This is a genomic window from Streptomyces sp. NPDC059989 (assembly GCF_042736975.1).
Lineage (GTDB): Bacteria > Actinomycetota > Actinomycetes > Streptomycetales > Streptomycetaceae > Streptomyces.
Genome location: NZ_JBHWUO010000017.1, coordinates 126889 through 151696 on the forward strand (window position 1 = coordinate 126889; position 24808 = coordinate 151696).

The 24808-nt window shown below is 74.1% G+C and carries 24 protein-coding genes and 1 pseudogene; 14 read left to right on the top strand and 11 right to left on the bottom strand.

The window, feature by feature from the left end; all coding sequences use genetic code 11:
- Nucleotides 1-12: 12 nt before the first annotated feature.
- Complete coding sequence (locus ACFWBN_RS17675; protein ID WP_385177510.1) at nt 13-1035, bottom strand: DUF4349 domain-containing protein; 1023 nt, start codon at nt 1033-1035, stop codon at nt 13-15.
- Nucleotides 1036-1185: 150 nt separating this feature from the next.
- Here ACFWBN_RS17675 and hemG point away from each other — a divergent pair, with 150 nt between their 5' ends.
- Both hemG and hemQ read left to right on the top strand, forming a co-directional pair.
- A complete protein-coding gene (hemG, locus tag ACFWBN_RS17680) occupies nt 1186-2649 on the top strand; it encodes a protoporphyrinogen oxidase (protein ID WP_385177513.1) in 1464 nt (487 codons plus the stop codon).
- A 22-nt stretch (nt 2650-2671) separates the two neighbouring features.
- Entirely contained in the window at nt 2672-3385 is a 714-nt protein-coding gene (gene hemQ, locus ACFWBN_RS17685) for a hydrogen peroxide-dependent heme synthase (RefSeq protein WP_385177516.1), read from the top strand.
- A 98-nt stretch (nt 3386-3483) separates the two neighbouring features.
- Here hemQ and ACFWBN_RS17690 read toward each other — a convergent pair whose 3' ends face one another.
- The 5 genes from ACFWBN_RS17690 to ACFWBN_RS17710 form a co-directional block, all read right to left on the bottom strand.
- Entirely contained in the window at nt 3484-5070 is a 1587-nt protein-coding gene (locus ACFWBN_RS17690) for an alpha/beta hydrolase (protein ID WP_385177518.1), read from the bottom strand.
- A 425-nt stretch (nt 5071-5495) separates the two neighbouring features.
- Nucleotides 5496-6284: a TIGR04222 domain-containing membrane protein gene (locus ACFWBN_RS17695; RefSeq protein WP_385177520.1), complete on the bottom strand. Its 789-nt coding sequence runs from the start codon at nt 6282-6284 to the stop codon at nt 5496-5498.
- 84 nt (nt 6285-6368) lie between these two features.
- On the bottom strand, nt 6369-7400 hold the full coding sequence (locus ACFWBN_RS17700) for a TIGR04222 domain-containing membrane protein (protein ID WP_385177522.1): 1032 nt from the start codon (nt 7398-7400) through the stop codon (nt 6369-6371).
- The gene (locus ACFWBN_RS17705; RefSeq protein ID WP_385177524.1) at nt 7397-8785 is read right to left on the bottom strand and encodes a DUF692 domain-containing protein; all 1389 of its coding nucleotides are present in this window, start codon (nt 8783-8785) and stop codon (nt 7397-7399) included. The genes ACFWBN_RS17700 and ACFWBN_RS17705 overlap by 4 nt, the downstream gene beginning before the upstream one ends.
- A 149-nt stretch (nt 8786-8934) precedes the next feature.
- Nucleotides 8935-9687, bottom strand: coding sequence for an aminoacyl-tRNA hydrolase (locus tag ACFWBN_RS17710; RefSeq protein ID WP_385177526.1), 753 nt, complete (start codon nt 9685-9687; stop codon nt 8935-8937).
- Between the two features lie 71 nt (nt 9688-9758).
- Between ACFWBN_RS17710 and ACFWBN_RS17715 the strand changes: the two genes are divergently transcribed.
- From ACFWBN_RS17715 to ACFWBN_RS17730, 4 genes and pseudogenes are all read left to right on the top strand, one after another.
- The gene (locus tag ACFWBN_RS17715) at nt 9759-10433 is read left to right on the top strand and encodes an AIM24 family protein (protein ID WP_385177528.1); all 675 of its coding nucleotides are present in this window, start codon (nt 9759-9761) and stop codon (nt 10431-10433) included.
- Nucleotides 10430-11265 (top strand): annotated as a pseudogene (locus ACFWBN_RS17720) (ATP-binding cassette domain-containing protein). The gene ACFWBN_RS17715 and the pseudogene ACFWBN_RS17720 overlap by 4 nt, the downstream one beginning before the upstream one ends.
- The gene (locus tag ACFWBN_RS17725) at nt 11262-11912 is read left to right on the top strand and encodes an ABC transporter (RefSeq protein WP_385177530.1); all 651 of its coding nucleotides are present in this window, start codon (nt 11262-11264) and stop codon (nt 11910-11912) included. The pseudogene ACFWBN_RS17720 and the gene ACFWBN_RS17725 overlap by 4 nt, the downstream one beginning before the upstream one ends.
- 14 nt (nt 11913-11926) lie before the next feature.
- Nucleotides 11927-12118 carry a hypothetical protein gene (locus ACFWBN_RS17730; RefSeq protein WP_385177532.1) on the top strand — a complete coding sequence of 64 codons (192 nt, stop codon included), beginning with the start codon at nt 11927-11929 and terminating at the stop codon, nt 12116-12118.
- A gap of 9 nt (nt 12119-12127) precedes the next feature.
- Here the strand turns inward: ACFWBN_RS17730 and ACFWBN_RS17735 are convergent, their stop codons facing one another.
- The 5 genes from ACFWBN_RS17735 to zapE form a co-directional block, all read right to left on the bottom strand.
- On the bottom strand, nt 12128-13036 hold the full coding sequence (locus ACFWBN_RS17735; RefSeq protein ID WP_385177534.1) for a polysaccharide deacetylase family protein: 909 nt from the start codon (nt 13034-13036) through the stop codon (nt 12128-12130).
- A gap of 17 nt (nt 13037-13053) precedes the next feature.
- Nucleotides 13054-13884, bottom strand: coding sequence for a PPK2 family polyphosphate kinase (locus ACFWBN_RS17740; RefSeq protein WP_385177606.1), 831 nt, complete (start codon nt 13882-13884; stop codon nt 13054-13056).
- Between the two features lie 169 nt (nt 13885-14053).
- Nucleotides 14054-15451 (bottom strand): alkaline phosphatase PhoX, encoded by a 1398-nt coding sequence (locus ACFWBN_RS17745; RefSeq protein WP_385177536.1) that lies wholly within the window; start codon nt 15449-15451, stop codon nt 14054-14056.
- Between the two features lie 387 nt (nt 15452-15838).
- The gene (locus tag ACFWBN_RS17750; protein ID WP_385177539.1) at nt 15839-16267 is read right to left on the bottom strand and encodes an OsmC family protein; all 429 of its coding nucleotides are present in this window, start codon (nt 16265-16267) and stop codon (nt 15839-15841) included.
- A 62-nt stretch (nt 16268-16329) separates the two neighbouring features.
- On the bottom strand, nt 16330-17424 hold the full coding sequence (zapE, locus tag ACFWBN_RS17755) for a cell division protein ZapE (protein ID WP_385177541.1): 1095 nt from the start codon (nt 17422-17424) through the stop codon (nt 16330-16332).
- A gap of 36 nt (nt 17425-17460) precedes the next feature.
- On the opposite strand from zapE, the gene ACFWBN_RS17760 reads away from it, so the two are divergent.
- From ACFWBN_RS17760 to ACFWBN_RS17795, 8 genes are all read left to right on the top strand, one after another.
- Nucleotides 17461-18243: a pyrimidine reductase family protein gene (locus ACFWBN_RS17760; protein ID WP_385177543.1), complete on the top strand. Its 783-nt coding sequence runs from the start codon at nt 17461-17463 to the stop codon at nt 18241-18243.
- A 135-nt stretch (nt 18244-18378) separates the two neighbouring features.
- On the top strand, nt 18379-18846 hold the full coding sequence (locus ACFWBN_RS17765; RefSeq protein WP_385177545.1) for an indole-3-glycerol phosphate synthase: 468 nt from the start codon (nt 18379-18381) through the stop codon (nt 18844-18846).
- A gap of 59 nt (nt 18847-18905) precedes the next feature.
- Nucleotides 18906-20303: a UDP-N-acetylmuramate--L-alanine ligase gene (murC, locus tag ACFWBN_RS17770; protein ID WP_385177547.1), complete on the top strand. Its 1398-nt coding sequence runs from the start codon at nt 18906-18908 to the stop codon at nt 20301-20303.
- A 15-nt stretch (nt 20304-20318) separates the two neighbouring features.
- The gene (gene msrB / locus ACFWBN_RS17775) at nt 20319-20732 is read left to right on the top strand and encodes a peptide-methionine (R)-S-oxide reductase MsrB (RefSeq protein ID WP_385177549.1); all 414 of its coding nucleotides are present in this window, start codon (nt 20319-20321) and stop codon (nt 20730-20732) included.
- Nucleotides 20733-21029: 297 nt separating this feature from the next.
- Nucleotides 21030-23402, top strand: a complete 2373-nt coding sequence (locus ACFWBN_RS17780; RefSeq protein WP_385177551.1) for a nitrate- and nitrite sensing domain-containing protein — start codon at nt 21030-21032, stop codon at nt 23400-23402.
- A complete protein-coding gene (locus ACFWBN_RS17785; protein ID WP_385177553.1) occupies nt 23399-23818 on the top strand; it encodes a roadblock/LC7 domain-containing protein in 420 nt (139 codons plus the stop codon). Before ACFWBN_RS17780 ends, ACFWBN_RS17785 begins: the two co-directional genes overlap by 4 nt.
- Nucleotides 23818-24186, top strand: coding sequence for a DUF742 domain-containing protein (locus ACFWBN_RS17790; protein WP_385177555.1), 369 nt, complete (start codon nt 23818-23820; stop codon nt 24184-24186). Before ACFWBN_RS17785 ends, ACFWBN_RS17790 begins: the two co-directional genes overlap by 1 nt.
- Complete coding sequence (locus tag ACFWBN_RS17795; protein ID WP_385177557.1) at nt 24173-24787, top strand: ATP/GTP-binding protein; 615 nt, start codon at nt 24173-24175, stop codon at nt 24785-24787. The genes ACFWBN_RS17790 and ACFWBN_RS17795 overlap by 14 nt, the downstream gene beginning before the upstream one ends.
- The last annotated feature ends 21 nt before the right edge of the window (nt 24788-24808 follow it).

A 24808-nucleotide genomic window follows, 5' to 3' on the forward strand; every position in this document is an offset into this window, starting at 1 on the left:
CGGGCGTGCGTTCTAGTCCTGTTCGTCGCGCACGCCGGGTACGCCGGGTACTTCGGCCCCGGTGTCCGAGGACGCCGCCCGGGCCGCCGGGACCGGGGCCGCGATCCGCCGCTTCGGGATCAGCCCCGTCCCGGGCCGGGCCGGGCGCAGTCGCCGGTACAGCCGGTACCCCAGGCCCACCAGGGCGGCGGCCAGCGCGAACGGCAGCAGCGCGCCCACCGCCAGCGTCAGGAAGCGCACGATGGTCATGAAGACCGCCCAGCCTCCGCGCAGGGCGTCCATGAAGGAGGACTCCTTCTCCTTCTTCTTCTCCTCCACCGGCTTCGCGGCCGGTTCCGAGACCTCCAGCGTGATCGTGCCCAGCGAGGTCTGGTCCTTCAGCGCCGTCTGCTGCGCCAGCAGCGACTCCAGGTCGGACTGGCGCCGGCTCAGCTCGCTCTCGAGCATGACCACCTCGCTCAGGGCCGAGGCCTTGCCCATCATCTCCCGCACCCGGGCCACGCTGGCCTGCTGCGAAGCGACACGGCTGCCGATGTCGGCGACCTTCTCGGTGACGTCCTGGGCGTCGACCTTGCGGTGCAGGAGCTTCCCGCTGCCCTCCATGGCGCCGAGCACCGCGTCGTAGCGCTCGCCCGGCACCCGCATGGTCAGGGTCGAGGTCATCCGGCCGTCCTGGCCGCGTTTGGTGGACTCGTTGCCGACGTAGCCGCCCGCGCCGTCCGCCGCCGCGCGGGCCGCGGAGAGCGTCTTCTGGGCGTCGGTGGTCTCGATGCCGAGCGTCGCCGTGCGGATCACGTTGGGGCGGACGACCGCCGGCTGCTGCGCGCCCTTGTCGCCGGTGGCGGGCGCCGCGGACGGAGCCGCCGCGGCCCCCTGGGCGCCCTCCGGGGCCTTGTTGCCCTGGGCGGGCGCGACCGCCGCCTTGTCGGACGCGTGGTCCGTGCCGGCGGCGCCGCAGCCGGTGAGCGCGAGCGCCCCGGCCAGGGAGAGGGCCGCCAAGGCGGCCGCGGAGCGCTGTCTGTTCCGGGTGTGCATCGCTGTAAACCCCCGAGGTTCGGCTGGTGTTGCCGTTTCGACGTACAGAGTCCCGTCGCGGGTTTCACTTCCACGGTCCCGGCCCGATCCCGATGCGGTCACGGTCCGGCCTCGGTGATCGGCCGGCGAGGGGTCTGAGACGATGTGTCCATGCACGAAGCGGACATGCGTACGGACGGACCCGGCGGCACGGGCCACGTCGTCGTCATCGGCGGCGGCATCGCGGGCCTCGCGGCAGCCCACCGGCTGCTGGCCGAGGGCGTCCGCGTCACGCTGCTGGAGGCCGGGCCACGCCTCGGCGGCAAGCTGCGGGCCGGCGAGCTCGCCGGCGCGCCCGTCGACCTCGGCGCCGAGTCCGTGCTCGCCCGCCGCCCCGAAGCCGTGGCCCTCGCCCGGGCCGTGGGCCTCGGCGAGGCCCTGCAGCCGCCCGCCACCGCCACCGCCCACCTGTGGACCCGGGGCGCGCTGCGGCCGATGCCGCGCGGCCACGTCATGGGGGTCCCCGGCGACCTGGGGCCGCTCGCCGCGTCCGGGGTGCTCTCGCCCGAGGGCCTGGCCAGGATCGAGGCCGAAGGCGCCCTGCCGCCCACCGAGATCGGCGAGGACGTCGCGGTCGGCGAGTACGTCGCCGCCCGGCTGGGCCGCGAGGTCGTCGACCGGCTCGTGGAACCGCTGCTCGGCGGGGTCTACGCGGGCGACGCCTACCGCATCTCGATGCGCGCCGCCGTGCCCCAGCTCTTCGAGGCCGCCCGCACGCACCGCTCGCTGGGCGAGGGCGTACGGGAACTCCAGCGCCGGGCGGAGCGGAACCCCCAGGCGTCCGGCCCCGTCTTCGCCGGCATCGACGGCGGCATCGGACGGCTCCCGATCGCCGTGGCCGAGGCCTGCCGCGCGGCCGGGGCGCGGATCCTCCTCGACACCCCCGTGCGCGAGGTCGCCCGTACGACCGACGGCTGGCGGGTCGTGGCCGGCGCCGACGCCGAGTCCGCCCAGGTCATCGAGGCCGACGGCGTGATCCTCGCCACCCCGGCCGGGCCCGCCGCCCGGCTGCTGGACGGGCTCGCGCCCGCCGCCGCGGCCGAGCTGCGCGGGGTCGAGTACGCCTCGATGGCCCTGGTGACGATGGCCTTCCGGCGCTCCGAGCTGCCGGCCGCCGTCGGCGGGGGCGGCGCCAGCGGGTTCCTCGTACCGCCCGTCGACGGCCGGACCATCAAGGCCTCCACCTTCTCCAGCAACAAGTGGGCCTGGGCCGGGGCCGATCCCGACCTGTTCCTGCTGCGCACCTCCGTGGGCCGCTACGGGGACGAGGGCGAGCTGAAGCGGGAGGACGCGGAACTGGTCGAGGTCTCCCTCACGGACCTCGGCGCGGCCGTGGGCCTCGTGGCCCGGCCGGTGGCCTCCACCGTCACCCGCTGGGACGGCGGGCTGCCCCAGTACCCCGTCGGCCACCTCTCCCGGGTCGCCCGGATCCGTACCGCGGTCGCGGCCCTGCCCGGCCTCGCCGTGTGCGGCGCGCTCTACGACGGGGTGGGGATTCCGGCGTGCATCGCCAGTGCCGGCAAGGCCGCGGAGGCCGTGATCGCCTCGTTCGGCACCCCTGGCACAGAGCACTGATCGGCACTGGGACAATAGGCACATGACTGCACCAGAGAAGATTCCCAACGCGGGGAAGAAGGCGAAGGACCTCAACGAGGTCATCCGCTACACCCTGTGGTCCGTCTTCAAGCTGAAGGACGTCCTGCCCGAGGACCGCGCCGGCTACGCCGACGAGGTCCAGGAGCTGTTCGACCAGCTGGCCGCCAAGGACATCACCGTCCGCGGCTCCTATGACGTCTCCGGCCTGCGCGCCGACGCGGACATCATGATCTGGTGGCACGCCGAGACCTCGGACGAGCTGCAGACCGCCTACAACCTTTTCCGCCGCACCAAGCTGGGCCGCGCGCTGGAGCCGGTGTGGTCGAACATGGCCCTGCACCGCCCGGCCGAGTTCAACAAGTCGCACATCCCGGCCTTCCTGGCCGACGAGGTCGCCCGCGACTACGTCAGCGTGTACCCCTTCGTGCGCAGCTACGACTGGTACCTGCTGCCCGACGAGGACCGTCGCCGCATGCTCGCCGACCACGGCAAGATGGCCCGCGGCTACCCCGACGTGCGCGCCAACACCGTCGCCTCGTTCTCGCTGGGCGACTACGAGTGGATGCTGGCCTTCGAGGCCGACGAGCTCTACCGCATCGTCGACCTCATGCGTCACCTGCGTGCCTCCGAGGCCCGTATGCACGTCCGCGAAGAGGTGCCCTTCTACACCGGGCGCCGCAAGTCCGTCGCCGATCTGGTGGCCGGGCTCGCCTGATACCTCCCCTGGGGGGAAGGACCGGAGGACTGACCTTCTCCGGTGGATCGGGAGGCCCTGCCCCCGAAACGACGCAGCCGGAGATCCCGCCCGGAAGTTCAGACGATCGGCGGCAGCAGCGCCCTGCGGGCACTCGCTGCCCGGTCGTCCAGCGACACCGGTGCGGGCTCCGGATGCGGCGCACACGTGACACGCCGTCCCGGGGTGTCGCCTGTCAGCAGATACCGCTCCACGTGACGGTCCACGCAGTCATTGCGTCCGCCGAACACTCCGTGGGTGCCGGCCCCGCGCTCCGTGACCAGCGCTGCCCCGCCGCCGAGCCGCCGCTGGAGCTCCAGCGCGCCCGGGTACGGGGTCGCCCCGTCCCGCTCCGCCGCGACGATCAGTGTGCGGGGGAGTCTGCCCGGCCCGCTTTCCCCGACGTCGACCGGCCGCTGCCGCGCGCGCACCGGCCAGTAGGCGCACGGCAGGTTCAGGAAGGCGTTGGCCCAGGTCTCGAAGGGCGCCGTGCGGGCCAGTTCGGTGTTGTCGCGGTCCCAGGTCTCCCAGTCTCCGGGCCAGGGCGCGTCGTTGCACAGCACCGCCGTGTAGACCGCCGTCGCGTTCTCGGCGTCGGCCGCCGCGGCCGGGTCGGGGGCGGCCTGCTTGCCCAGAGGGCCCGGATCGCCGCGCAGGAAGGCCGCCAGGGCCGCCGCCCGCTCCGGCCAGACGTCGTCGTAGTACGCGGCCTGCAGGTAGGCCGCCTGGAGTTCGCCGGTACCGACGGATCCGCCGGCGGGGGTGCGGGCCACCGCGTCCCGGACCCGTTCGTAGCTCGCCTGCACGGCCGCCGGGGTGGAGCCGAGGCCGTACGTGCCGTGGTGGCGGGCGGCCCAGGCGCGGAAGTCGGACCAGCGGCGCTCGAACCCCGGTGCCTGGTCGAGGTTGTTGCGGTACCAGACGCGGCTGGGGTCGGGATTGACCGCCGAGTCGAGGACCATGCGGTGGACGCGGCCCGGGTGGAGGGTGGCGTAGACCGCGCCCAGGTAGGTGCCGTACGAGGCGCCCAGGAAGCTCAGCCGCTCCTCGCCGAGGGCGGCGCGCAGCACGTGCAGATCGCGGACGTTGTCCCGGGTCGTGTAGTGGGACAGGGCGGAGCCGGCCCGCCGGGCGCAGCCGAGGGCGTAGGCCCGGGCGGCGGCCACGCGCTGCCGCTTGTACGCGGGGTCGGGCTCCACCGGGACCTGGGTGGGGCCCTGGGCGCGGGTGGCGGGGTCCTGGCAGGAGAGCGGGGCGGAGCGGCCGACCCCGCGCGGGGCGTAGCCGACGAGGTCGTAGGCGGCGGCGATCCGCTCCCACCCGGGCACGTCCGCGAGGAGCGGGAAGTACATGCCGGAGGCGCCGGGGCCGCCGGGGTTGTGGACGAGCGCGCCGTGGCGTGCGGCGCCGTGGGCGCCGGTCGCCGGTACGCGGCTGACGGTGAGGGAGATCCGCCGGCCGGCCGGGCGGGCGTAGTCGAGCGGTACGCGCAGGGTCGCGCACCGAACGGGGTCGGGCAGGCCCTCGACGGCGGGACAGGGTCCGAACCGGAGTCCCTCGCGAGCGGCCCGACGGGCGGCGACCTCGGCCCCCGCTTCGGCGACGGCGAACCCGGCGGCGCCGGCGTACGGGGCGGGCGGGGCGGTGCGCGTGGGAGGACCGGGCACCGCGAGCGGGACCGGCCGCGCGGCCGGGGCGGCAGTCGCGTGGGCGGTGGTGCCGGCGTCCGGGGCGGCAGTTGCGTGGGCGGTGGTGCACAGGGTGAGGGCGAGTCCCGCTGCGGCTGCTCCCAGGTGGGCCCGGGAAATCCAACCTCGCCTGGGGGCCCCTCCCAGCGGTAGTTGGGGGAGTTTGAGGCGCGGGTCCGGGCGGAGCCCGGGTGGGGGCCCCTCCCGGACGGAGTCTGGGGGAGGCGGAAGCGCGGGTAGGGGACGGCCCCGCGCAGCGGCACCCGCACCCGCCCGCCACCGCACTCGCCCGGCCAGGGCAAGGGCCAAGACGAGCGGCTTGCGCATGGCGGTCCCTTCGTATCGTCCGATGAGACGACCACCCGGGGGATGCCGTGTAAAGGATCAGCGGGCCGGTGTCGGCCTCAATGGTCCCGTTGCCGCGGGATCCACCCCCGGTTGCCGTACCCCAGCGCCGCCCGCAGCCCGGGATCGGCGACCACGCGGATCCCGCGCACGGCGACCGCGGTCAGCGAATCCCCCTCGCCGCGTTCCCGGTCCAGGGCGACGAGCAGCCGCTGGCCGGCCGGGGAGGCCCAGCGCGAGTACGGGTGGGCCTCGAAGCGGGCTATCACCAGGCAGCCCGCGCCGTGGAGCAGCGGCAGTGAGAACCAGGCCAGGACCATGGCGCTGGTCGTGCCCCCGCCGGCCGGGAGGGCGAGGGAGACGGCGGCCATCGCGAGGACCAGCAGGGTGGCCCCGCGGACGGCCCGGATCCCGTCGGCGACCCCGCGCCGGGAGCCGGCGGGCAGCGCGAGGCCGGCCTCGCCGAGCCGGTCCGCGAGGGCCCGTACCGCCTCGTCCCCGGCCACCGCGGCCCGCAGGTCCGGCACCGGGGACTGCCCGTCGGGACCGAACGCGCCGAGCAGGGACCGCTCGTGGGCGTCGTGGCCGACGGGGTCGAGGACGGTGGCCCAGCCGGTGTGGGCCAGCAGCAGCCGCCGCCGGCGCGCCATCGAGAGCAGCGTCAGATCGGCCACCCGCCGCGGGCCGCCGGCGAGGTAGGCGGCCTCGTACGGGTTGAGCTCGTCGTGGTGGTGCGCGGTGGCGGAGCCGGCGGCGGGCTCCGCGGCGCGGGTGGCGGCCGTCAGGAGGAGGGTGCACGACCACAGCACCCCAGCCCAGGCCACCAGCAGGAACAGGACCCAGAACATTCCCGCTTTCTACAAGCAGTTGATGTGCCCGGTCAGGGGTACGGCCGAGGTGTGAGCACCTTGTGATGCGGTCGTGATGGGCAGTCAGGAGCTGCTGGAGCTGCTGGAGCAGCTGGAACCGGACGAACTGCTGCAACTGGAACTGCTGCCGGAGCAGCTGGAACTACCACCTCCGCAGCTGCTGCCGGATCCCGAGGAGGAGCAGCTGCTGCCGGAGGAGCCGCAGCTCGAACCGGAACCACAGCCGGAACCTCCCCCGCCGCCGCTCCCGGCGCACCAGACGACGACCGGCAGGACGTCGGCGGAGGACCCGCACGAGGAGTGCGACCGGTGCGGACGGGAGGCCGACTGGGCCGCCGCCAGCCGGGTGGCGCGCGCGGCGGGCACCAGCTGGCCGCGCAGGAAGGGGTCCCGCAGACCGCGCAGACCGAACAGCGCGGTCTGCACGTGCGGGGTCCGGTCGTTGACGTACGAGGAGCGCAGGACGCGCTGCGCCCGTGCCCCCTCTGGGGTGATCCGGCTCTTGGCACGGGCCATGCAGAGCCCGCCCGCCACGATCCCGGCCAGCAGGACGGGCAGCACCTTCACGATGAAGGGCACCTGGACCTCCCCGGGCCGCAGTACGTACGCCACGAAGGTGAGCGGCACCGCCATGGGGATCAGGAACAGGCACACGAGGACCTGGGCCAGCCCCCAGCGCCGCCAGGTCCGGCCCCACCCGGGCGGCGAGAGCAGCCCGCGGGCGGCCAGGGCGTCCCCGGTCTCCTGGACGGCAGGGTCGAGCATGGCGGCGTAGCGGACCTGGTAGAGCCAGCCCGAGGGCGCGGCCTGGTGGGCCTGGAGCACGGCGCGCTCGGCCGGGTCGTAGGCCCGCGCCCCGGGGCGCACGTGGACGATGCCGGGGCCGCCGACGACCAGCCGGCCGTCTCCGAGCATCGAGACGAGCGCGGTGTCCACGACGGCGCCGGGGCCGCCCGCCATGAACGCGGCCTCGGAGAGGTCGTGCAGGGCGGGAGCCGGGCCGGGGGCCGGGGGCAGGGAGCGGTGCAGGCCGCGGATCAGCAGGCCGCCGGAGACGGCGACGCCGAGCCAGATGGCGAGGGCGAGGAGGTTCATGCCGCCCGCCCCATGAGGGCCCGGGCCCAGCGCACGACCCGGCGGGGCGGCCGCGCCCCGGCCCGGTCCCGCCACCAGGAGGTGAGCCGCCGCCGGGCGGCCGGATCGGCCGGCAGGTCCTGGATCAGCAGGTGCTCGGCGAAGTCCAGCGCGTCGCGGCGGTATCCGCCGGTCATGGGGCGGCCCTTGGCGTACGCGAGGAAGGCCGCGCGGTACGGTCCGGGGCCGCCCAGGATCTCCGGCAGCTCGGGCGCCACCTTGGCCACGACGTCGGCCCGCTTGGCGGCCAGCGCCCGGACCTGCACCCCGATCCGCTGCCGGTCGAACCCCTCGGGCACGGGCGTTCCGGCCACCAGCGCCGACAACAGCGCGGCCTGCCCGAGCGCCACCCGGGTCCGGGCCGCCTCGGGAACACCGCGCCCCGGGGGAGCGGCCGCGGCAAGGGCCGGAGCCGCGGGGGCAGGGGCCGCGGAACCCGGTGCGGGCTCGGCGGGCTCCGCCGCGGCGTCCTGGCCGGCCTGCGCCGGAGTGCGGACCCGGGTGGCCGACACCGCCGCCCGGGCGCCCGAGGCCACCGTACGGATCGCGGTCAGTTCGGCCGCCAGCTCCGCCTCCGGCGGGAAGTCGTCGTCCCGTTCCAGCAGCACGCCCGGCGGATCCACCCGGGAGCGGAGTTCGGCGAGCAGGTCGAGCACCACCGGCGGCACCGGGTGGGCGTGCGTGTCGTGCCAGACCCCGCCCCGCTCGACGCCGCCCGCCACGTGCACGTACGCCAGCGCCTCCAGCGGGATCGCGTCCAGTACGGCGGCCGGGTCCTCGCCCCGGTTGACCCGGTTGGTGTGCAGGTTGGCCACGTCGATGAGCAGCCGGACGCCGGTCCGCTCGACCAGCTCCGTCAGGAACTGCCCCTCCGTCAGCTCCTCGCCGGGCCACGAGAACAGCGCGGCGATGTTCTCCAGCGCCAGCGGCACCGGCAGCGCGTCCTGCGCGATCCGCACGTTCTCGCACAGCACGTCCAGCGCGTCGCGGGTGCGGGGCACGGGCAGCAGGTGCCCCGCCTCCAGTACGGGCCCCACGGCCGAGGAGCTGCGGACGAAGGCGATGTGCTCGGTGACGAGCGGCGCCCCCAGCGCCACCGCCCGCTCGCCGAGCGCGGCCAGCTTCTCCGGGTCGGGCCGGTCGGCGCCGCCGAGCCCCAGCGAGACCCCGTGCGGCACGACGCGCGTCCCGCGCTCGCGCAGCCTCAGCAGCGCCTCGGGCAGGTGGCCCGGGCAGATGTTCTCGGCCACCACCTCGACCCAGTCCAGGCCGGGCAGCCGCTCCACGGCGTCCGCGATCTCCGGCCGCCAGCCGATGCCCACCCCCAGGTGTGCCATGGGCTTCATGTCCCCTCGCCCCCTCTCCGCGTGTCCCATCGGACCGTGTGCCGGTGTCATGGCCCCGGCGGCGCCCGGCCAACCGTGGGGAAGGGACGTTCAGAGCAACATTTGAGGTTCCCCGGGGACGCGCACGGCCGCGGGGGCCGGAACGACGGTCAGAGCCGGGCCCGCAGCGCCGGGTGGTCGGCGATCACCGTCGCGCTGCCCGGCGCGATCTCCGTGAACCCGGCGTCCCGGACCACCGGCAGCCCGCTCCCGCTCAGCTCCGCCCACCGCTCGCGCGCGGCGGTCCGTACGGCCAGCCGGAAACCGGAGTCCCGCCAGGCGGTCCGCTCCGCGTCCGTCAGCTCCCACCACGCCAGCTGCGCCGCGTGACCGGCCTGGGCCATCGCCTTGCCGGCCGACATGTCGAGGTCGGGGTTGAACCACAGCACCGGCACCCCCGGCTCCACGGCCGCGGCCACCGGCTCCGGGTCTTCCAGATCGGTACCCGACACCTGGAGCTTCGCCAGCTCCTTGGGCCAGCCGTCCAGCGGCACCGGCGGGAAGACCCGTACCTCCGAGGTGTCACCGTGCACCGTGACACCCGGCAGGGTTCCCGCCTTGCGCCACTCCGCCCCGCGCGCCCGCCGGACCACCTTGCGGATCCGCGCGTCCTGCCAGTCCCGGACCGCCTCGGCCCACTCGCCCTCGCCCAGCGCCCGCTCGTCGGTCAGCAGGACCAGCACCGCGCGGGCCGCCGTCTCCAGCGCGTCCGTCCGGGCGGGCGGCCCGTCCTTCTCGATCCGCACCACCAACGGCAGGACGAACTGCGGGGCCTCGTCGCGCAGGACGTGCTCCTGCCGGAAGGGGCTGTCCGCCCCGACCGCCGGTACGTCCGCGGTGTGGTTCGTGTGCTGGCTGCTCATCCCGCCAAGGATGCCAGGCTCCGCCTTCAGGATGATGTCGAGGGGGGCCGGGGCGGGCGAGGATCGACGGCATGAAGAGTGATCTTTTTGCGTCCGAGAACCTGGCCCAGGCGGCCGTCGCCCCCGGCATGACCCTGCAGAACGCCAAGTCCGTGAAGTACGCCGTCAACGGCGAGATGCTGGCCCGCCAGGGCTCGATGGTGGCCTTCCGCGGCAACCTCCAGTTCGAGCGCAAGGGGCAGGGCATAGGCGGCATGCTCAAGCGCGCCGTCACGGGCGAGGGCCTGGCGCTCATGTCCGTACGGGGCCAGGGCGAGGCCTGGTTCGCCCACCAGGCGGGCAACTGCTTCATCGTCGACTTCGAGCCGGGCGACGCGCTGACCATCAACGGCCGCAACGTGCTCTGCTTCGACGCGACCCTCTCCTACGAGATCAAGATGCTGAAGGGCGCCGGCATGACCGGCGGCGGCCTCTTCAACAGCCTCTTCACCGGCACCGGCAAGCTCGCCGTGGTCTGCGACGGCAACCCGATCGTCATACCGGTCACCGCGCAGTCCCCCGTCTTCGTGGACACGGACGCGGTCGTCGGCTGGAGCGCGCAGCTGGAGACCGGACTGCACCGCTCCCAGTCGGTCGGCTCGATGATCCGCGGCGGCTCCGGCGAGGCCGTCCAGCTGCGGCTGAGCGGCGAGGGCTTCGTCATCGTCCGCCCGAGCGAGCTCACCGAGACGGCGGCCGCGCACTGAACCTGACCGGTGTGGGACGCCGCTACGGACGGCGCGGGCCCTGGGTGCTGCGCGGGATCACGCTGGAACTCCCGCGCGGCGCCCTCGTCCGGATCGAGGGCGGCAACGGCGGCGGCAAGTCCACCCTGTTGCGGCTGGTCGCGGGGATCGACGCCCCGACCGAGGGGCGCGTCGGCGGCCGCCCGCGCCGCACGGCTGGGGGCACCTCCCAGCGGTAGCTGGGGGAGTACCCGAGCGCTTCCCGGCGGCGCTGCCGCTGACGGCCGCGGCCTACCTGACCCACCTGGGCCGGGTGCACGGACTCGCGCGCGCCGAGGCGGCCCGCCGGGCGGCCGGCCGGCTGGAGCGGTTCGGCGCGGCCGACTACGCCCGCACCCCGCTGTCCGAACTGTCCAAGGGCACCAGCCAGAAGGTGGCCGTCGCCCAGGCGCTGCTCGCCGAACCGGGACTCCTCGTCCTCGACGAGGCGTGGACCGGGCTGGACGCCGCGGCCCGCGCGGAGCTGGACCTCGCCGTCGCCGAACGCACCGCGGCCGGGGGCACGGTGGTGTTCGTCGACCACGACCCTCGGCGGCTCGCGGACGCGACCGCCGCCCGCTACCGGCTCGAAGGGGCCGCGCTGGTGCCGGTGTCGGGGACGGCGGGGCCCAGGGTCCGGATCCACGCGGCCGGCCCGCCCGGCAGCGCGCCGCCCGCGGGCCTGGCCGGCGAGCCCGCCCCCGCCGGCGGCGTCCTGCTGACCGTGGACGCCACCCGCTCCGACGCGGTACTGCGGGAACTGCTCACCGCCCGGCCGCCCTGGCACATCCGAGCCGTGGAGGAACTCCCGTGACGGCCCTGCTCCGCTACCAGGGCGCGCTGCTGCTGCGCTCCCAGCGGTGGATCGCACCCCTGGTCGTCTACGCGGCCTTCGTCGCCGTCGGGATCCGGCCGGGCGATCCGGTGCTGGACTCCCTCGGCTTCGCCGCCGCCGGCCTGGTCCCGCAGACGGCCTGGCTGGTCCGCATCTGCGTGACCAACGAGCCCGACGCGGCCCGCGACTGCACCGCCGCCGCCTCCGGTCCCGTACGGGTGCACGCGGCGGCCCTGCTCACCGCCCTGGCGGGGGCGCTGCTCGCCGGAGCGGCGGGAGGCGCCGTGGCACTGCTGCTCGGCGATCCGGCCGGAGCGGAGCCCGCCCGGGCCACCCTCGCCGGGGCCTCGGCGGTGGCGGCCTGCGCGCTGACCGGCGCGGCCGTCGGAGCCCTGTGCAGCCGGCCGCTGGTACGGCGCCGCGGCTACGCCGTCCTGGCCGGCGGCCTCGGCTCGCTGCTGGCCTGGGTCCTCGCCGGCTCCCCGGCCCGCAGCGCGGTGACCGCCCTGGTCAAGGGGGCGCACTCGGGCTCCGTACCGCTGCCGTTCACGGCCCTGGCGGGCGCGCTCCTGCTGGCCGCCGCCGCGGGCACGGCCGCCTGCCTGGCCGCCGCGCGGCGCGGCTGAGTAACCTCGTACGCATGGACCAGCCGGACGAGACCGCGTCGTACTGCCCCGCTCCCGCCGCCCCGGCCGGGCGGGTGGCGGGGCCGCCGTACGCCGACTGCCTGGAGTGCGGCAAGCCCACCGAGTACGGGGTCGCGACCCCGGGCGTGGTGCTCTGCCCGGTGTGCGAGTGGCAGGACGCGCAGCGCACGGCCTGCTCCGGCTGAATCGGGCGGCTACTTCCCGATCAGCTCGGAGACCTTCACGAAGCGGTAGCCGCGCTTGCGCAGCTCCGGGACGATCTTCCGGATGGCCTCCTCCGTGACGGGGGCGGCGCTGCGCGTGCAGTGCATGACCACCACCGAGCCGGGCTTCACCCCGGCCAGCACCTGCTCGGCCACCGCGTCCGGGTCCTTCGCGAAGGCGTCCCCGCTGACCACGTCCCACTGGACGGCCGTGACCTTGGCCGTGGACAGGGCCCGCAGCGCCTGGTCGTCGTAGCAGCCGCCCGGGAAGCGGAAGTACGGGACGGTGTTGACCGCCCCGGCCTTGCGGAAGGCTTCGAAGGCCCGGTCCACGTCGGCGCGGGCGGCGGCGCCGTCGAGCGAGGGCAGCCCGTAGCAGGGGGACTTGAAGGCGTGGTGGCTGTACGAGTGATTCGCGATCTCGAAGTTCGCGTCGGTGCCGATGGACTTCGCCTGGTCCGGGTACTCCTCGGCCCAGCGGCCCGTCATGAAGATCGTCGAGGGCACCTTCAGGGTGCGCAGGGTCGAGATCAGCTGGGGGTTGTCGAAGTGCTCCCCGTCCGCGGCGCGCGGCCCCTGATCGGAGGTCATGTCGGCGTCGAAGGTGAGCGCCACGGTCTTGTCGCTGTGCTGCTTCGCCCGTTCGAAGACCGGGGTCAGGCCGTTCGGGCCCGGTGCCATGGTCGGCGCCCGGTACGGCGCACCGGCCTGCGGGGCGGCGGAGGCGGAGGGCGGGGCGGGGGCGGCCGCGGACGGCGCGGCCGAGGCGGGGGCGGAGGCCGCGTGGGTGCCCATACGGGCTTCGCGGCCGGCGTCCGACGTGCCGGTGCCGCCCCCGCATCCGGCGAGGGCGGCACTGAGGGCGGCCGCGGCCGCCGCTTTGCGCACAGAAATGGTCACGCAGGCAAAATATATGACTATGTGGCGAGTAGCCGTCTGCGGCACTCCTCGACATCGAAGTCACCCTCCGGATAGCGGGGGCCGATGGCCTCCAGGTGCTCCAGCAGCAGGGTGCTGATCGCCCAGTTGCGGTACCACTTGCGGTCCGCGGGGACGATGAACCACGGCGCGGCGTCGGTGGAGCAGCGCTCCAGCGCCAGCTCGTAGGCCCTCTGGTACGCGGGCCACAGGGCGCGCTCCTCGATGTCGCCCGCGTTGAACTTCCAGTGCTTGTCGGGGTTGTCCAGCCGCTCCAGGAGCCGCGCCCGCTGCTCCTCGTAGCCGATGTGGAGGAAGACCTTCACGACGGTCACGCCGTCGTCCGCGAGCGACTCCTCGAAGCGGTTGATCTCGGAGTAGCGGCGGCCCAGCAGACCGCGCGGCACCAGCTCGCGGACGCGGGCGATGAGGACGTCCTCGTAGTGCGAACGGTCGAAGATGCCGATCTCGCCCGGCTGGGGGAGGGCCTTGGTGACGCGCCAGAGGAAGGGGTGCTCCAGCTCCTCGGGCGTGGGCGCCTTGAAGGCCCTGATGCGGCAGCCGGAGGGGTTGAACAGGCCGATCACGTGCTTGACGGTGCCGCCCTTGCCGCTGGTGTCCATGCCCTGGAGGACCAGCAGGACACGGCGCCGGTCGCCCGCGGTGCTCGCCGCGTAGAGCCGCTCCTGGAGCGAGCCCAGCTGCCCTGCCAACCGGGCGGTGGCCGCGCGGCCGGTGGCCTTGTCCGCCGGTCCGGCGGGAATCGCGGCGGGGTCGAAGCGGCCCAGGTCGATCCGCTCCCCTGCGGGGACGCGCAGCAGCCGGCTCAGGGCCTGCGGCCCGGGTGGGCGGCCGGAGCCGGCTTCGGGCCGGACCTCGGCCTTGCCCTCGGGTTCGTCCTCGGGGTCGTTCTTGGGTTTGTCCTTCTTCTTGGCCACCGTCTCCCTCGATCCCGTCGATTCCGTACGATCCTGCAGCAAATCGAACGGAACCGCGAGATCAGTGCCAGGGTCCCGTCACCGCGAACGTGGTCCCCGGGGCATAGGCGTTGACGTACATCGTCCGGCCGTCGGGGGAGAAGGTGACCCCGGCGAACTCCCCCCACTCCGGGGTTCCGGGAACTCCGATGTCGTCGGCGTTGCGGGCCACCGGGTAGACCTCGCCGCCGGCCGTCACGCCGAACACGTACTGCGCGCCGCCGCCGTCCTCGCACACCATCAGACCTCCGTCGGGGGCCAGGCAGATGTTGTCGGGGGAGTCGCCGGGCAGTTGGACGTCCGCCGACGGGCCGAAGAGGACGTCCAGCCGGAGCCGGGCGCGCAGCGGGTCGTAGAACCACACCTGCCCGTGGTGGTCGGCGCCGGCGCCGTCGCGGCTGCGCGCGTAGCTGGAGACGAAGTGGACGCCGTCGCCGCCCCAGTAGCAGCCCTCCAGCTTCTGGGCGTGGGTGATGCCGCCCGGCCCGAAGTCCTGGAAGCGGATCGCGGTGCCGGCGGCGGACGGGTCCGGTACGGGGACCCACTCCGCCGGGAACTCCGCGCCGGGCTCGTCCACCACCGCCAGGTCCGCCAGCCCCGGTACGCGCAGGGCCTCCAGGGCGCCGCCGGCCCGCAGCGAGCCGAGTCCGCCGAGGGGCCGTGCGGGGAGGAACCGGTAGAACAGCCCGAAGGGCTCGACGAAGGCGTCCTCGGTCTCGTAGACGATCCCGCGGTACGGGTCCACGGCGACGGCCTCGTGCGCGAAGCGGCCCATCGCGGTGAGCGGGACGGCGCCGCTGCGGTGCGGGTCGGCGGGGTCCACCTCGAAGACGTAGCCGTGGTCCTTCGTGTAGCCGGAGGTGCCGGCCCGGTCCTCGGTCTCCTCGCAGCTCAGCCAGGTGTTCCAGGGGGTGCGGCCGCCCGCGCAGTTGACGGCGGTACCGGCGAGGGCGACCCGCTCGCCGGTGACCGCGCCGGCCGGGTCGAGCTCCAGGGCGGTGCAGCCGCCGAGGGCCTGGGGGTCGTACGTGAGCCCCTCGACGGCGGGGACGCGCAGGGCGGCCGTGGTCCGGTTCTCGTGATTGCGGACCAGCCGTACGCGGCCGCTGCCGGCGCCGAAGGCGGCCATGCCGTCGCAGTTGGCCGGAACGGTGCCTTCGCCGGAGCGCAGGGGGGTGCCGGCGCGGGAGAGGACGCGGTAGGAGAACCCCGCGGGCAGATCGAGCAGGCCGTGGGGGTCGGGGAGGAGGGGGCCGTAGCCGTTCGCGCGGGGCGCGCCGGTCGCGCGGGCGGAGCGGATGGGGTGGGCGGGGTGATCGAGGCGGGCGGCACCCCCGGCCTGGCCGGCGAACAGGGCGCCGAGCGCCCCGCTGACGGCGATTCCGCCGGCGGCGAGCAGGCTGCGTCGGGACACGGGCATCGGCAACTCCCGGCGGCGGGGGCGGAGATGTGACGGGCCCGTGATACCACACGGGGCCGCCTGCGGCGGGGCCACGCGCCGGGCGAGGGCTCGGCGCCCAGGCAGCGGCCTGCCGGCCGCCCCGGGGCTCCGCCCCGGACCCCGCGCCTCAAACGCCGGCGAGGCTGGGTTTGGCTCCGGCTCGTCCCCTGGCGGGGGCTTCGCGGGGGCAAGATCCAGCCCCTCCGGCGTTTGAGGAGCGGGGTTTGGGGCGGAGCCCCAGGTTTGTGAGCCGCACCTGGCGGCGGCGCCGGGCACATCCAGCCTCGTCGGCGATTGAGGCGCGGGGGCGGGGGCGGAGCCCCGGGGGCTGAGACGTACCCGCCCAGCCCCGCAGGGTGGAGGCCGTCAGGCGAGCTTGGCGGTGAGGGTGATCGTCGTGCCCGTCAGGGCCTGGCTGACCGGGCAGTTCTTCTTCGCGTCCTCGGCCGCGGCCACGAACGCGTCGTTGTCCAGACCCGGCACCTCCCCCTCGGTGGTGAGGTGGATCCCGGTGATGCCCTCGCCGGGCACGAACGTGACGGCCGCCGACGTGGTCAGCTTCGCCGGCGGGTTGCCCGCCTTCGCCAGGACGTTCGAGAAGGCCATGTTGAAGCAGCTGGAGTGCGCCGCGGCGATCAGCTCTTCCGGGCTGGTCCGCCCGTTCGCCAGTTCGTCGGTGCGCGCGGGCCAGGAGACCGGGTAGCTGCCGAGGCCGGACGAGTCGAGGGTGACGACGCCCTTGCCCTTGAGCAGGTCGCCTTCCCAGACGGCGTGTGCGTTGCGTGTGGCGGCCATGGTGGATCCCTTCGCAGAAGTGGAAACGGCCGGGTCCCCGGAAGGGCCCGGCATTCCCAAACCTACTGGGACACCAGGGGTTTCGCGTCGCGCGCCAGGGCGGTGAGCCGCGATATGGCGCGGAAGTATTTCTTCCGATAACCGCCGTTCAGCATGTCTTCGCTGAACAGGCGGTCGAAGGGGACCCCGGAGGCCAGGACGGGTATCTCCCGGTCGTACAGCCGGTCGGCCAGTACCACCAGCCGCAGCGCCGTCGACTGGTCCGGGATCGGGCCGACGTCGGTCAGGCAGACCGCCGAGAGGCCGTCCGTCAGCGCGCCGTAGCGGCTGGGGTGCACCCGGGCCAGGTGGTCCAGCAGGCCGGGGAAGTCGTCCAGGCTCGCGCCCGGCGTCGCGTACGCGGCCTTGGCCACCTGCTCGTCGGAGAAGGGGGCCGGGGCCTCCGGCAGGCCGCGGTGGCGGTAGTCCTGGCCGTCGATCCGCAGCGGCCGGAAGTGCGCCGACAGCCCCTGGATCTCCCGCAGGAAGTCGGCGGCGGCGAAGCGGCCCTCGCCGAGCTTGCCGGGCAGGGTGTTGGAGGTGGCGGCCAGCGCCACGCCCTGCTCGACCAGCCGGCTGAGCAGGGAGGAGACGAGGACGGTGTCGCCCGGGTCGTCGAGCTCGAACTCGTCGATGCACAGGAGGCGGTGTCCGCCGAGGGTCTGCACGGTCTGCTGGAAGCCGAGGGCGCCGACCAGGTTGGTCAGCTCCACGAAGGTGCCGAAGGCCTTCAGCGCGGGCTCGGCCGGGGTGGCGTGCCACAGGGAGGCGAGCAGGTGGGTCTTGCCGACGCCGTAGCCGCCGTCGAGGTAGACCCCGCGCGGGGAGGCGGGGGCCGCCGGCTTCTTGGAGAACCAGCGCTTCTTGCCGGCGCCGCTCGCGTGCGCCCCGCCCAGGCCGGCCGCGAAGCCGCTGAGCACGGTGACGGCCTCGGCCTGGCTCGGCTGGGTCGGGTCCGGGTTGTACGTGTCGAAGCGCACCGAGTCGAATCGCGGCGGCGGCACCATCTCGGCCACCAGCCGTTCGGCGGGCACCCGCGGCTCACGGGCGCAGAGGGCCTGGGGGCCCGCGTCGTCGGCTATCGGGGGCCGGCCGGAGGCGGCGAGTGATGTTGACACAGCTCTTAACTCTACGGGGCGTGGCACACTGCACCGATGCGACGCCTGTTCCCTGTGACCGATCAGACATCAGCCTCGCCGCAGGACCCGGCCGACCGCGAGTGGTCGCTGGACGAGCTCGCGGAGGCCTACGCGTACCCCGTGCTCGGGCCGGACGCGCACTGGCTGCGGGCGAACATGGTTTCCACTCTCGACGGGGCCGCCCAGCACGACGGCCGTTCGCAGCCGATCTCCGGCGAGACGGACATGCGGATCTTCGGCACCCTGCGGGCCCTGGCCGATGTGGTGGTCGTCGGCGCGGAAACGGTTCGCCAGGAGGGCTACCGCCCGGCCCGGGCCCGGGAGGCCTTCGCGGCCCGGCGCGCGGCCGCCGGACAGGGACCCGCGCCCGCCGTCGCGGTGGTCACCGCGAGCCTGGACCTGGACTTCTCGCTGCCCCTGTTCACCTCCCCCCTAGTGCCGACCCTGGTGGTCACCGGGGCCGCGGCGCCCGCCGACCGGGTGGCCGAGGCCGTCAAGGCCGGGGCCGAGGTCGTCGTCGCGGGCGAGGGGGCCGGCGCCGACCCGGTCAGGGTCGTACGGGAGCTCGCGGAGCGGGGGCTGCGCCGCCAGCTCACCGAGGGCGGGCCCCGGCTGCTGGGCCAGTTCGTGGCCGCCGACGCCCTGGACGAGCTGTGCCTGACGATCTCGCCGATGCTCACGGCGGGTGACGCCCAGCGGATCTCCGGCGGCCCCTCCGTCACGGTTCCGCACCGCCTCGCGCCCGCCTGCGTACTGGAAGAGGCCGGGTTCCTGTTCACGAGCTACCGTCGGATCTGACATGCCGCGGAATTTGTCGTTCCGCTTAGCTTCCACTGGGCACATATACCTCCGCAGGCCCCGTGCGAGAGCGGGGCAGGATGGTTTCCGCAGGGGCCGGCCACCCGGCCTCGGCCCATGAAGGAGAGGGCGTCCGTGTTCACGAGCGTATTGATGATCGAGCAGCCGCTGACCACGGTGGACGTGGACTTCGTCACCACCCTGCACGGAGACGACCAGGTCTCCTTCGTCGTCCTCATGCAACCCAGGGGCGACCAGGACCGACTGCTGCGCGCCATCGACGACGTAGCGCTCGGTGAGCTGCCCGAGGCCATTCGCGAGGGCGACGAACCCGAGGGCGAGGCCGCCCGCGGCCCGGCCGCGCAGGCCCTCGAACACTCCCTGGAGGCCTTGCGCCGGAAGGGCGCCAAGGCCGTCGGCCAGATCGTCGAGGACCACCCCCTCGACAAACTCAAGGCCGTGGTGGAAGAGACGAACGCCGACGAGGTGATCGTCCTGACCGCCCCGCACTTCGTCGAGGAGTTCTTCCACCGGGACTGGGCCTCCCGGGCCCGGCACAAGGTCGGCGTTCCGGTGCTCAAGCTCTTCGCCCACAACGAATAGGCTGGGGCCGTCAGAGCCCACCGCGCACAAGCACCGCACTCGATCCTGGAGCGACCTGAATGAAGCCCGGCCTGCCGACCGCCATGGAACGGCCCCACTTCATCGGCATCGGCGGCGCCGGCATGTCCGGCATCGCGAAGATCCTCGCCCAGCGCGGCGCGCAGGTGGCCGGCAGCGATTCCCGTGGTGACTCCGAGACCGCCGAGGCGCTGCGCGCCAACGGCGCCACGGTCCACAGCGGGCACGCCGCCGGCAACCTCGCCGCCGACGCCACCTGTGTCGTCGTCTCCAGCGCCATCCGCGCGGACAACCCCGAGCTGGCGCGCGCCGCCGAGCTGGGCGTTCCCGTCGTCCACCGCTCCGACGCCCTCGCCGCCCTGATGGACGGGCTGCGCCCGATCGCCGTCGCCGGTACGCACGGCAAGACCACGACCACCTCGATGCTCGCGGTGTCCCTGTCCGCCCTGGGCCTGGACCCCTCGTACGCCATCGGCGGCGACCTGGACGCCCCCGGCTCCAACGCCCATCACGGCGAGGGCGACATCTTCGTGGCCGAGGCGGACGAGAGCGACCGCAGCTTCCACAAGTACACCCCGCAGGTCGCGATCATCCTCAACGCGGAGCTCGACCACCACGCGAACTACGCGTCGATGGAGGAGATCTACGAGTCCTTCGAGACCTTCGTCGGCAAGGTCGTCCCCGGCGGCACCCTGGTCGTCGCCCACGGCCAGGAGGGCGCGGCCGAGATCGCCCGCCGGGTCGCCGGCCGCGAGGGCCTGGAGGTCGTCACGTACGGCGAGGAGCCCGAGGCCGACGTCCGGATCACCAAGATCACCCCGCGCGGCCTGACCAGCGAGGTCACGGTCGTCCTGGGCGGCCGCATGCTCACGTTCACGGTCTCGGTCCCCGGCCGGCACTACGCGCACAACGCCGTCGCCGCCCTGGCCGCCGGCGTGGCCCTCGGCATCCCGGCGCACAACCTGGCCTCCGCCCTCGGCAAGTACACCGGCGTCAAGCGCCGGCTCCAGCTCAAGGGCGAGGCCGCGGGCGTCCAGGTCATCGACTCCTACGCGCACCACCCCACCGAGATGACCGCCGACCTGGAGGCCATCCGCGGCGCCGCCGGGGACTCCCGCATCCTGGTCGTCTTCCAGCCGCACCTGTTCTCCCGCACCCAGGAGCTCGGCAAGGAGATGGGCCAGGCCCTCGCCCTCGCCGACGCCTCGGTGGTCCTGGACATCTACCCCGCCCGCGAGGACCCGATCCCCGGAGTCACCAGCGAGCTGATCATCGCCGCCGCACGGGCCGCGGGCGCCGACGTGACCGCCGAGCACTCCAAGGAGGCCGTCGCCGAGGTCATCGCGGGAATGGCCAAGCCCGGTGATCTCGTTCTCACCATGGGCGCGGGCGACGTCACGGATCTGGGACCGCAGATCCTCGCCCGCCTGTCGAACTGAGGGAGCGGGAACGTCATGGCGTACGAGGTCGAGAAGACGGACGAGCAGTGGCAGGCCGAGCTGACCCCGTCCGAGTACCAGGTGCTGCGCCTCGCGGGCACCGAGCCGGCCTTCCGCGGTGAGTACACGGACACCAAGACGGAGGGCGTCTACTCCTGCCGCGGCTGCGGGGCCGAGCTGTTCCGCTCCACGGAGAAGTTCGAGTCCCACTGCGGCTGGCCGTCCTTCTTCGACCCGAAGGACACCGACGCGGTGGAGCTGATCGCCGACACCTCGCACGGCATGGTCCGCACCGAGGTCCGCTGCGCGACGTGCGGCTCGCACCTGGGGCACGTCTTCGAGGGCGAGGGCTACCCGACCCCCACCGACCAGCGGTACTGCATCAACAGCATCTCCCTGCGCCTGACCCCGTCCTCCGACGAGGGCTGAGCCCGCGGGACCCCGACGGGCCCCCACCGACCGCGTGCCGGTCGGTGGGGGCCCGTCCGCGTTCCGGGCGCCGCCGGGCCGGGCCCGTGAGGGCCGCCCCGACCGCCCGTGACGGCCGAAAACGGCCCCTCGGGATGTCGAGGGCATCGCGGTTCGGTTCCGATCCGGTCTCTGGCCTGCGGTGATCCGCAGCCGATAGCACGCTTGGCCGCCGAACACACCTATCCGTTTCCTCCGCTTGTCTGGTTATGATCGGCACCCCCACGTCCCGCTGGCCGCCCCCGCTCCCGAGGACCGATGTCTCCCATAGAACCCGAAGGCGTACGAGGGCAGTCGACGACCCGTCGGTGGCGCACCGTGCGCCTGCGCACCCTGCTCATCTGGCTGGCGGTGCTCCCCACCGTGGCGATGGGCACCCAAGTGACGGTGACCGCCGCACGGTTGCTGGCACAGGCGCAGCACCTGAGGGCCGACGTGGCGGCCTCCGAGCGGATCGGCGCGCCGCTCTACACGCTCATGGTCGACATGCAGGCCGAGCGGACGATGACCGCCGCGCGGTGGGCGAACGCCACCGGGGCCGAGGAGGAACTGCGGATCCGGCGGGCGGCGACGGACAAGGCGGCGGCCGAATTCCGCCGGCTGGCAGCCGATTCCGCCGAGTCGTTCGAGGACGTGAGCCGGCGGCTCGACGAACTGGCCGTGTACCGCCAGCGCTCGGACACCCGCAGCGGCGCCGCCGACGCGGCGCTCGCCTACTACACCGGGGTGGTCGGCGCGGTCATCCAGGTCTACCAGCAGGAGTTCAGCCACGCGGAGGACGCCGAACTCACCGAGCTGAGCCGGCCCGTGGTGGCCATGCTCTCGGCCACCGAGATGGTGGCGCGCGAGGACACCTTCCTGGCTCTGGCCGGGCCGTCCGGGGAACTGAACTCGGCCGGCTACGACCAGTTCATCGGCGCCGTGGGAGCCCAGCGGTACCTGCACGAGACGGGCATCGTGCCGAACCTGCCCGCGCGGGACCGGGGGTTCTACCAGCGAATCGTTTCCTCCTCGGAGTGGCAGGCGAAGAACCGCATCGAGAACGCGGTCGTCTCCGGGCACAAGGACACCGCAGCCGGCATCAGGCTGCCCGCCGAGGTGCGCGGCTGGCCGTCCGCGCACGGCACCTTCTCGGTGCAGATGGCCACGCTCAACGTCGGCATGGCGCGCGAGGTGCTCGCGCACGGCGAGGCCGAGGCCGCGGAGCTGCAGACCGAGGTCGCCTGGCTGATCGGGGTGAGCGGCGGCGGGCTGCTGGCCGTCGTCGTCGTGGTCGTGTTCACCACCCGGTCGGTGCTCCGCCGTCTGCACGGCCTGCACGAACGCACGGTGACCGTCGCCGAGCAAACCCTCCCCGACGTCGTGGCCCGGCTCCAGCGCGGGCAGGCCGTCGACGACGGGGCCCTGCCGACGGTGCGCGGGGAGGGGGACGAGGTCGGACGCATCAGCGACGCCTTCGCCCGGGCCGTCGCCGTATCCGTCGACGGGCACCGGCAGCTCGCCGCCGAGCGCCACGGATTCGGCCTGTTCGCCTCGGGCATCGCCTCCCGCACCGGAAACCTGGTCAGCCGCCAGCTGAGCCTCACCGAGGACCTCCAGGACACCTTCGGCCACGACGAAGCGCTGCTCGCCCAGTTGATGCGGGCCGACCAGCTGACCGTGGGCATGCGGCGGCAGATCGAGAACCTCCTCATCCTGGCGGGCGGCGAGGTCCCCGACCCGCACACCGAGCCCATGCGCGTCGCCGACCTGCTCCGCGAAGCCGCCGCGGAGGTCGAGGACTTCCGGCGCATCGAGCGGCAGGCCCTGGACGAGACCAGCGTGGAACCGCGCGCGATCAGCCAGATCAGCCACCTGCTCGCGGAGCTGCTGGACAACGCCACCCGGTTCTCCCCGCCGCGGTCGACGGTCGTCATCCGCGCCGAACTGGTGGCGGACGGGCTGTCCGTCGAGATCGAGGACCGCGGGCCGCGGGTGAGCCCCGAGCGCTACGAGGAGATGAACGGGCGCCTGCACCAGGCCCCGCCGTACTCCGTCCTGGCCCAGAACGCGCACCGGCTCGGGCTCTTCGTGGTCGGCCACCTCGCCGACCAGCTCCAGGCGACGGTCACCCTGCGCCGCTCGGTGTACGGGGGCACCTCCGCCGTGGTGGTCCTCCCCGGGGAACTGCTGGTGGCGACCGCGCCGGACGCCCCGCGCGAGCTCGCGCCGCCCAAGGCCACGGCGCCGGCCCTGCTCCCGGCCCCGGCCCCGGCCACGGTCCCGGCCCTGGTCGCGGCTCCGGCCGCCGCCGCGCCGGCCGCCCCCGGGCCGCGCCCCGCCGAGGAGTCCGAGCCCGATCCGGTCCCGCTCACGGGCGCCGGGCTGCCGAGCCGCCGTACGAAGGCGCCCGTGCCCGTACCCGTACCCGTACCCGCGGTCCGGCCGGCTCCGGAGGCCGGCCCCGCCCGGCCCGCCCTCCCCGAGCGCGTCCCGCAGACCCACATCGCCGATCAGCTGCGCGCGCCCCGCGCGCCGGAAACACCCGTCCGGCCGGACACCGCGACCCCCGAAGAGGTCGCCGATGCCTGGGCGGACTACGAACAGGGGACCCAGACAGTGGAAGAAGAGCTCCGACGGGATCAGCCATGACCACCTCACCGAACACCGCGGCATCCAGCGACGCGATCTACAGCGTCCTCGACAACAACCTGAGCAGGATCGCCGGCATCCAGGGAGCCGTGCTCCTGTCCAACGACGGCATCCGGCTCAGCGCCTACCTGCTGGACCAGCCCCAGGCCGAGCGCATGGCGGCCGCCGCCTCCGGCATCGCCTCCACGATGAAGGCGATATCCCGGGAGATCGACGGCGGCAGCGTCATCCGCCAGCTCGTCGAGATGGACGACCGGTACCTCTGCATCGTCGGGTGCGGGGAGGGCAGCACGCTCATCGTGGTGACCTCCCGCAAGGCGCGGCTCGGCGAGCTGGGCGGCGAGGCCGTACGCACCGCCCAGGCGCTCGGCGAGTGGCTGGGCACCCCCGACCGCGGTCAGGTGCCGTCCTCGTAATGCCGCAGGACGAGCCGCAGCCCGCAAGCCGCCGCCGTACGCGGCTGTACGCCCTGACCGACGGCCGTACAGCCGTTCCGCACACCGTGCTCACCATGGACACCACGATCACGGCGGCGGTCGCCGACGACGCACTCGGCGGACTCCCCACCGAGTGGCAGGAGATCCTCGCCATGTGCGCGCCGCCGGGCGGGCGGGCGGTCGCCGAGATAGCGGCGCGGATGCACATCCGCCTCACCCCGATGACGCTGCTCCTCGGTGAACTCGCCGACCGCGGGCTGATCCACCACCGGCCGCCCCTGGCGGCCGCCGACACCACCGACGTCCACCTGCTCATGAGAATCAGGGACAACCTTGTCCGGATATAGCCTGCCCGTTTACGACGTGCCCGCCTCCCGGGAACCGGCCCCGGTCAAGATCCTCATCGCCGGTGGGTTCGGCGTCGGCAAGACGACCCTGGTGGAGACGATCTCCGAGATCGAACCACTGCGTACGGAGGAGCGGCTGACGGCCGCGGGCGTCGGCGTCGACGACCTCGACGGCATCGAGTCCAAGACGGTCACCACCGTGGCGATGGACTTCGGCCGGATCACCCTCACCGACGCCGGAGTCGTCCTCTACCTGTTCGGTACGCCCGGCCAGGAACGTTTCTGGTTCATGTGGGAGGACCTGCTCAAGGGGGCGCTCGGGGCGATCGTGCTGGTCGACACGCGACGCCTCGACCGCAGTTTCCCGGCCGTCGACTTCTTCGAGAGCCGCGGACTGCCGTTCGTGATCGGCGCGAACTGCTTCCACGGCGAACAGCCGTACACCGCGCAGGAGATCGGGGCGGCCCTGCACCTGCGCGATCCGGACACGCCCGTGCTCATGCTCGACGCCCGGTCCCGCCACGACGTCCGCGCGTCCCTGCTCGCGCTGCTCGACCGGCTCATCGTCAAGGCGCAGGCCCCGGCGGCCGCCGGCGGCTGACCCCCGGGCCGGCCGCCGCTG

Excerpts from the sequence above, each read along its gene's own strand:
- hemG (WP_385177513.1), top strand. The coding sequence starts at position 1,186 with ATGCACGAAGCGGACATGCGTACGGACGGACCCGGCGGCACGGGCCAC.
- ACFWBN_RS17745 (WP_385177536.1), bottom strand. The coding sequence starts at position 15,451 with ATGCCCGTGTCCCGACGCAGCCTGCTCGCCGCCGGCGGAATCGCCGTC.
- msrB (WP_385177549.1), top strand. The coding sequence starts at position 20,319 with ATGGCGTACGAGGTCGAGAAGACGGACGAGCAGTGGCAGGCCGAGCTG.
- ACFWBN_RS17675 (WP_385177510.1), bottom strand. The coding sequence starts at position 1,035 with ATGCACACCCGGAACAGACAGCGCTCCGCGGCCGCCTTGGCGGCCCTC.
- murC (WP_385177547.1), top strand. The coding sequence starts at position 18,906 with ATGAAGCCCGGCCTGCCGACCGCCATGGAACGGCCCCACTTCATCGGC.
- ACFWBN_RS17750 (WP_385177539.1), bottom strand. The coding sequence starts at position 16,267 with ATGGCCGCCACACGCAACGCACACGCCGTCTGGGAAGGCGACCTGCTC.
- ACFWBN_RS17760 (WP_385177543.1), top strand. The coding sequence starts at position 17,461 with ATGCGACGCCTGTTCCCTGTGACCGATCAGACATCAGCCTCGCCGCAG.
- ACFWBN_RS17705 (WP_385177524.1), bottom strand. The coding sequence starts at position 8,785 with ATGAAGCCCATGGCACACCTGGGGGTGGGCATCGGCTGGCGGCCGGAG.
- hemQ (WP_385177516.1), top strand. The coding sequence starts at position 2,672 with ATGACTGCACCAGAGAAGATTCCCAACGCGGGGAAGAAGGCGAAGGAC.
- ACFWBN_RS17790 (WP_385177555.1), top strand. The coding sequence starts at position 23,818 with ATGCCGCAGGACGAGCCGCAGCCCGCAAGCCGCCGCCGTACGCGGCTG.
- ACFWBN_RS17695 (WP_385177520.1), bottom strand. The coding sequence starts at position 6,284 with ATGTTCTGGGTCCTGTTCCTGCTGGTGGCCTGGGCTGGGGTGCTGTGG.
- ACFWBN_RS17785 (WP_385177553.1), top strand. The coding sequence starts at position 23,399 with ATGACCACCTCACCGAACACCGCGGCATCCAGCGACGCGATCTACAGC.
- ACFWBN_RS17700 (WP_385177522.1), bottom strand. The coding sequence starts at position 7,400 with ATGAACCTCCTCGCCCTCGCCATCTGGCTCGGCGTCGCCGTCTCCGGC.
- ACFWBN_RS17710 (WP_385177526.1), bottom strand. The coding sequence starts at position 9,687 with ATGAGCAGCCAGCACACGAACCACACCGCGGACGTACCGGCGGTCGGG.
- ACFWBN_RS17715 (WP_385177528.1), top strand. The coding sequence starts at position 9,759 with ATGAAGAGTGATCTTTTTGCGTCCGAGAACCTGGCCCAGGCGGCCGTC.
- ACFWBN_RS17730 (WP_385177532.1), top strand. The coding sequence starts at position 11,927 with ATGGACCAGCCGGACGAGACCGCGTCGTACTGCCCCGCTCCCGCCGCC.
- ACFWBN_RS17780 (WP_385177551.1), top strand. The coding sequence starts at position 21,030 with ATGTCTCCCATAGAACCCGAAGGCGTACGAGGGCAGTCGACGACCCGT.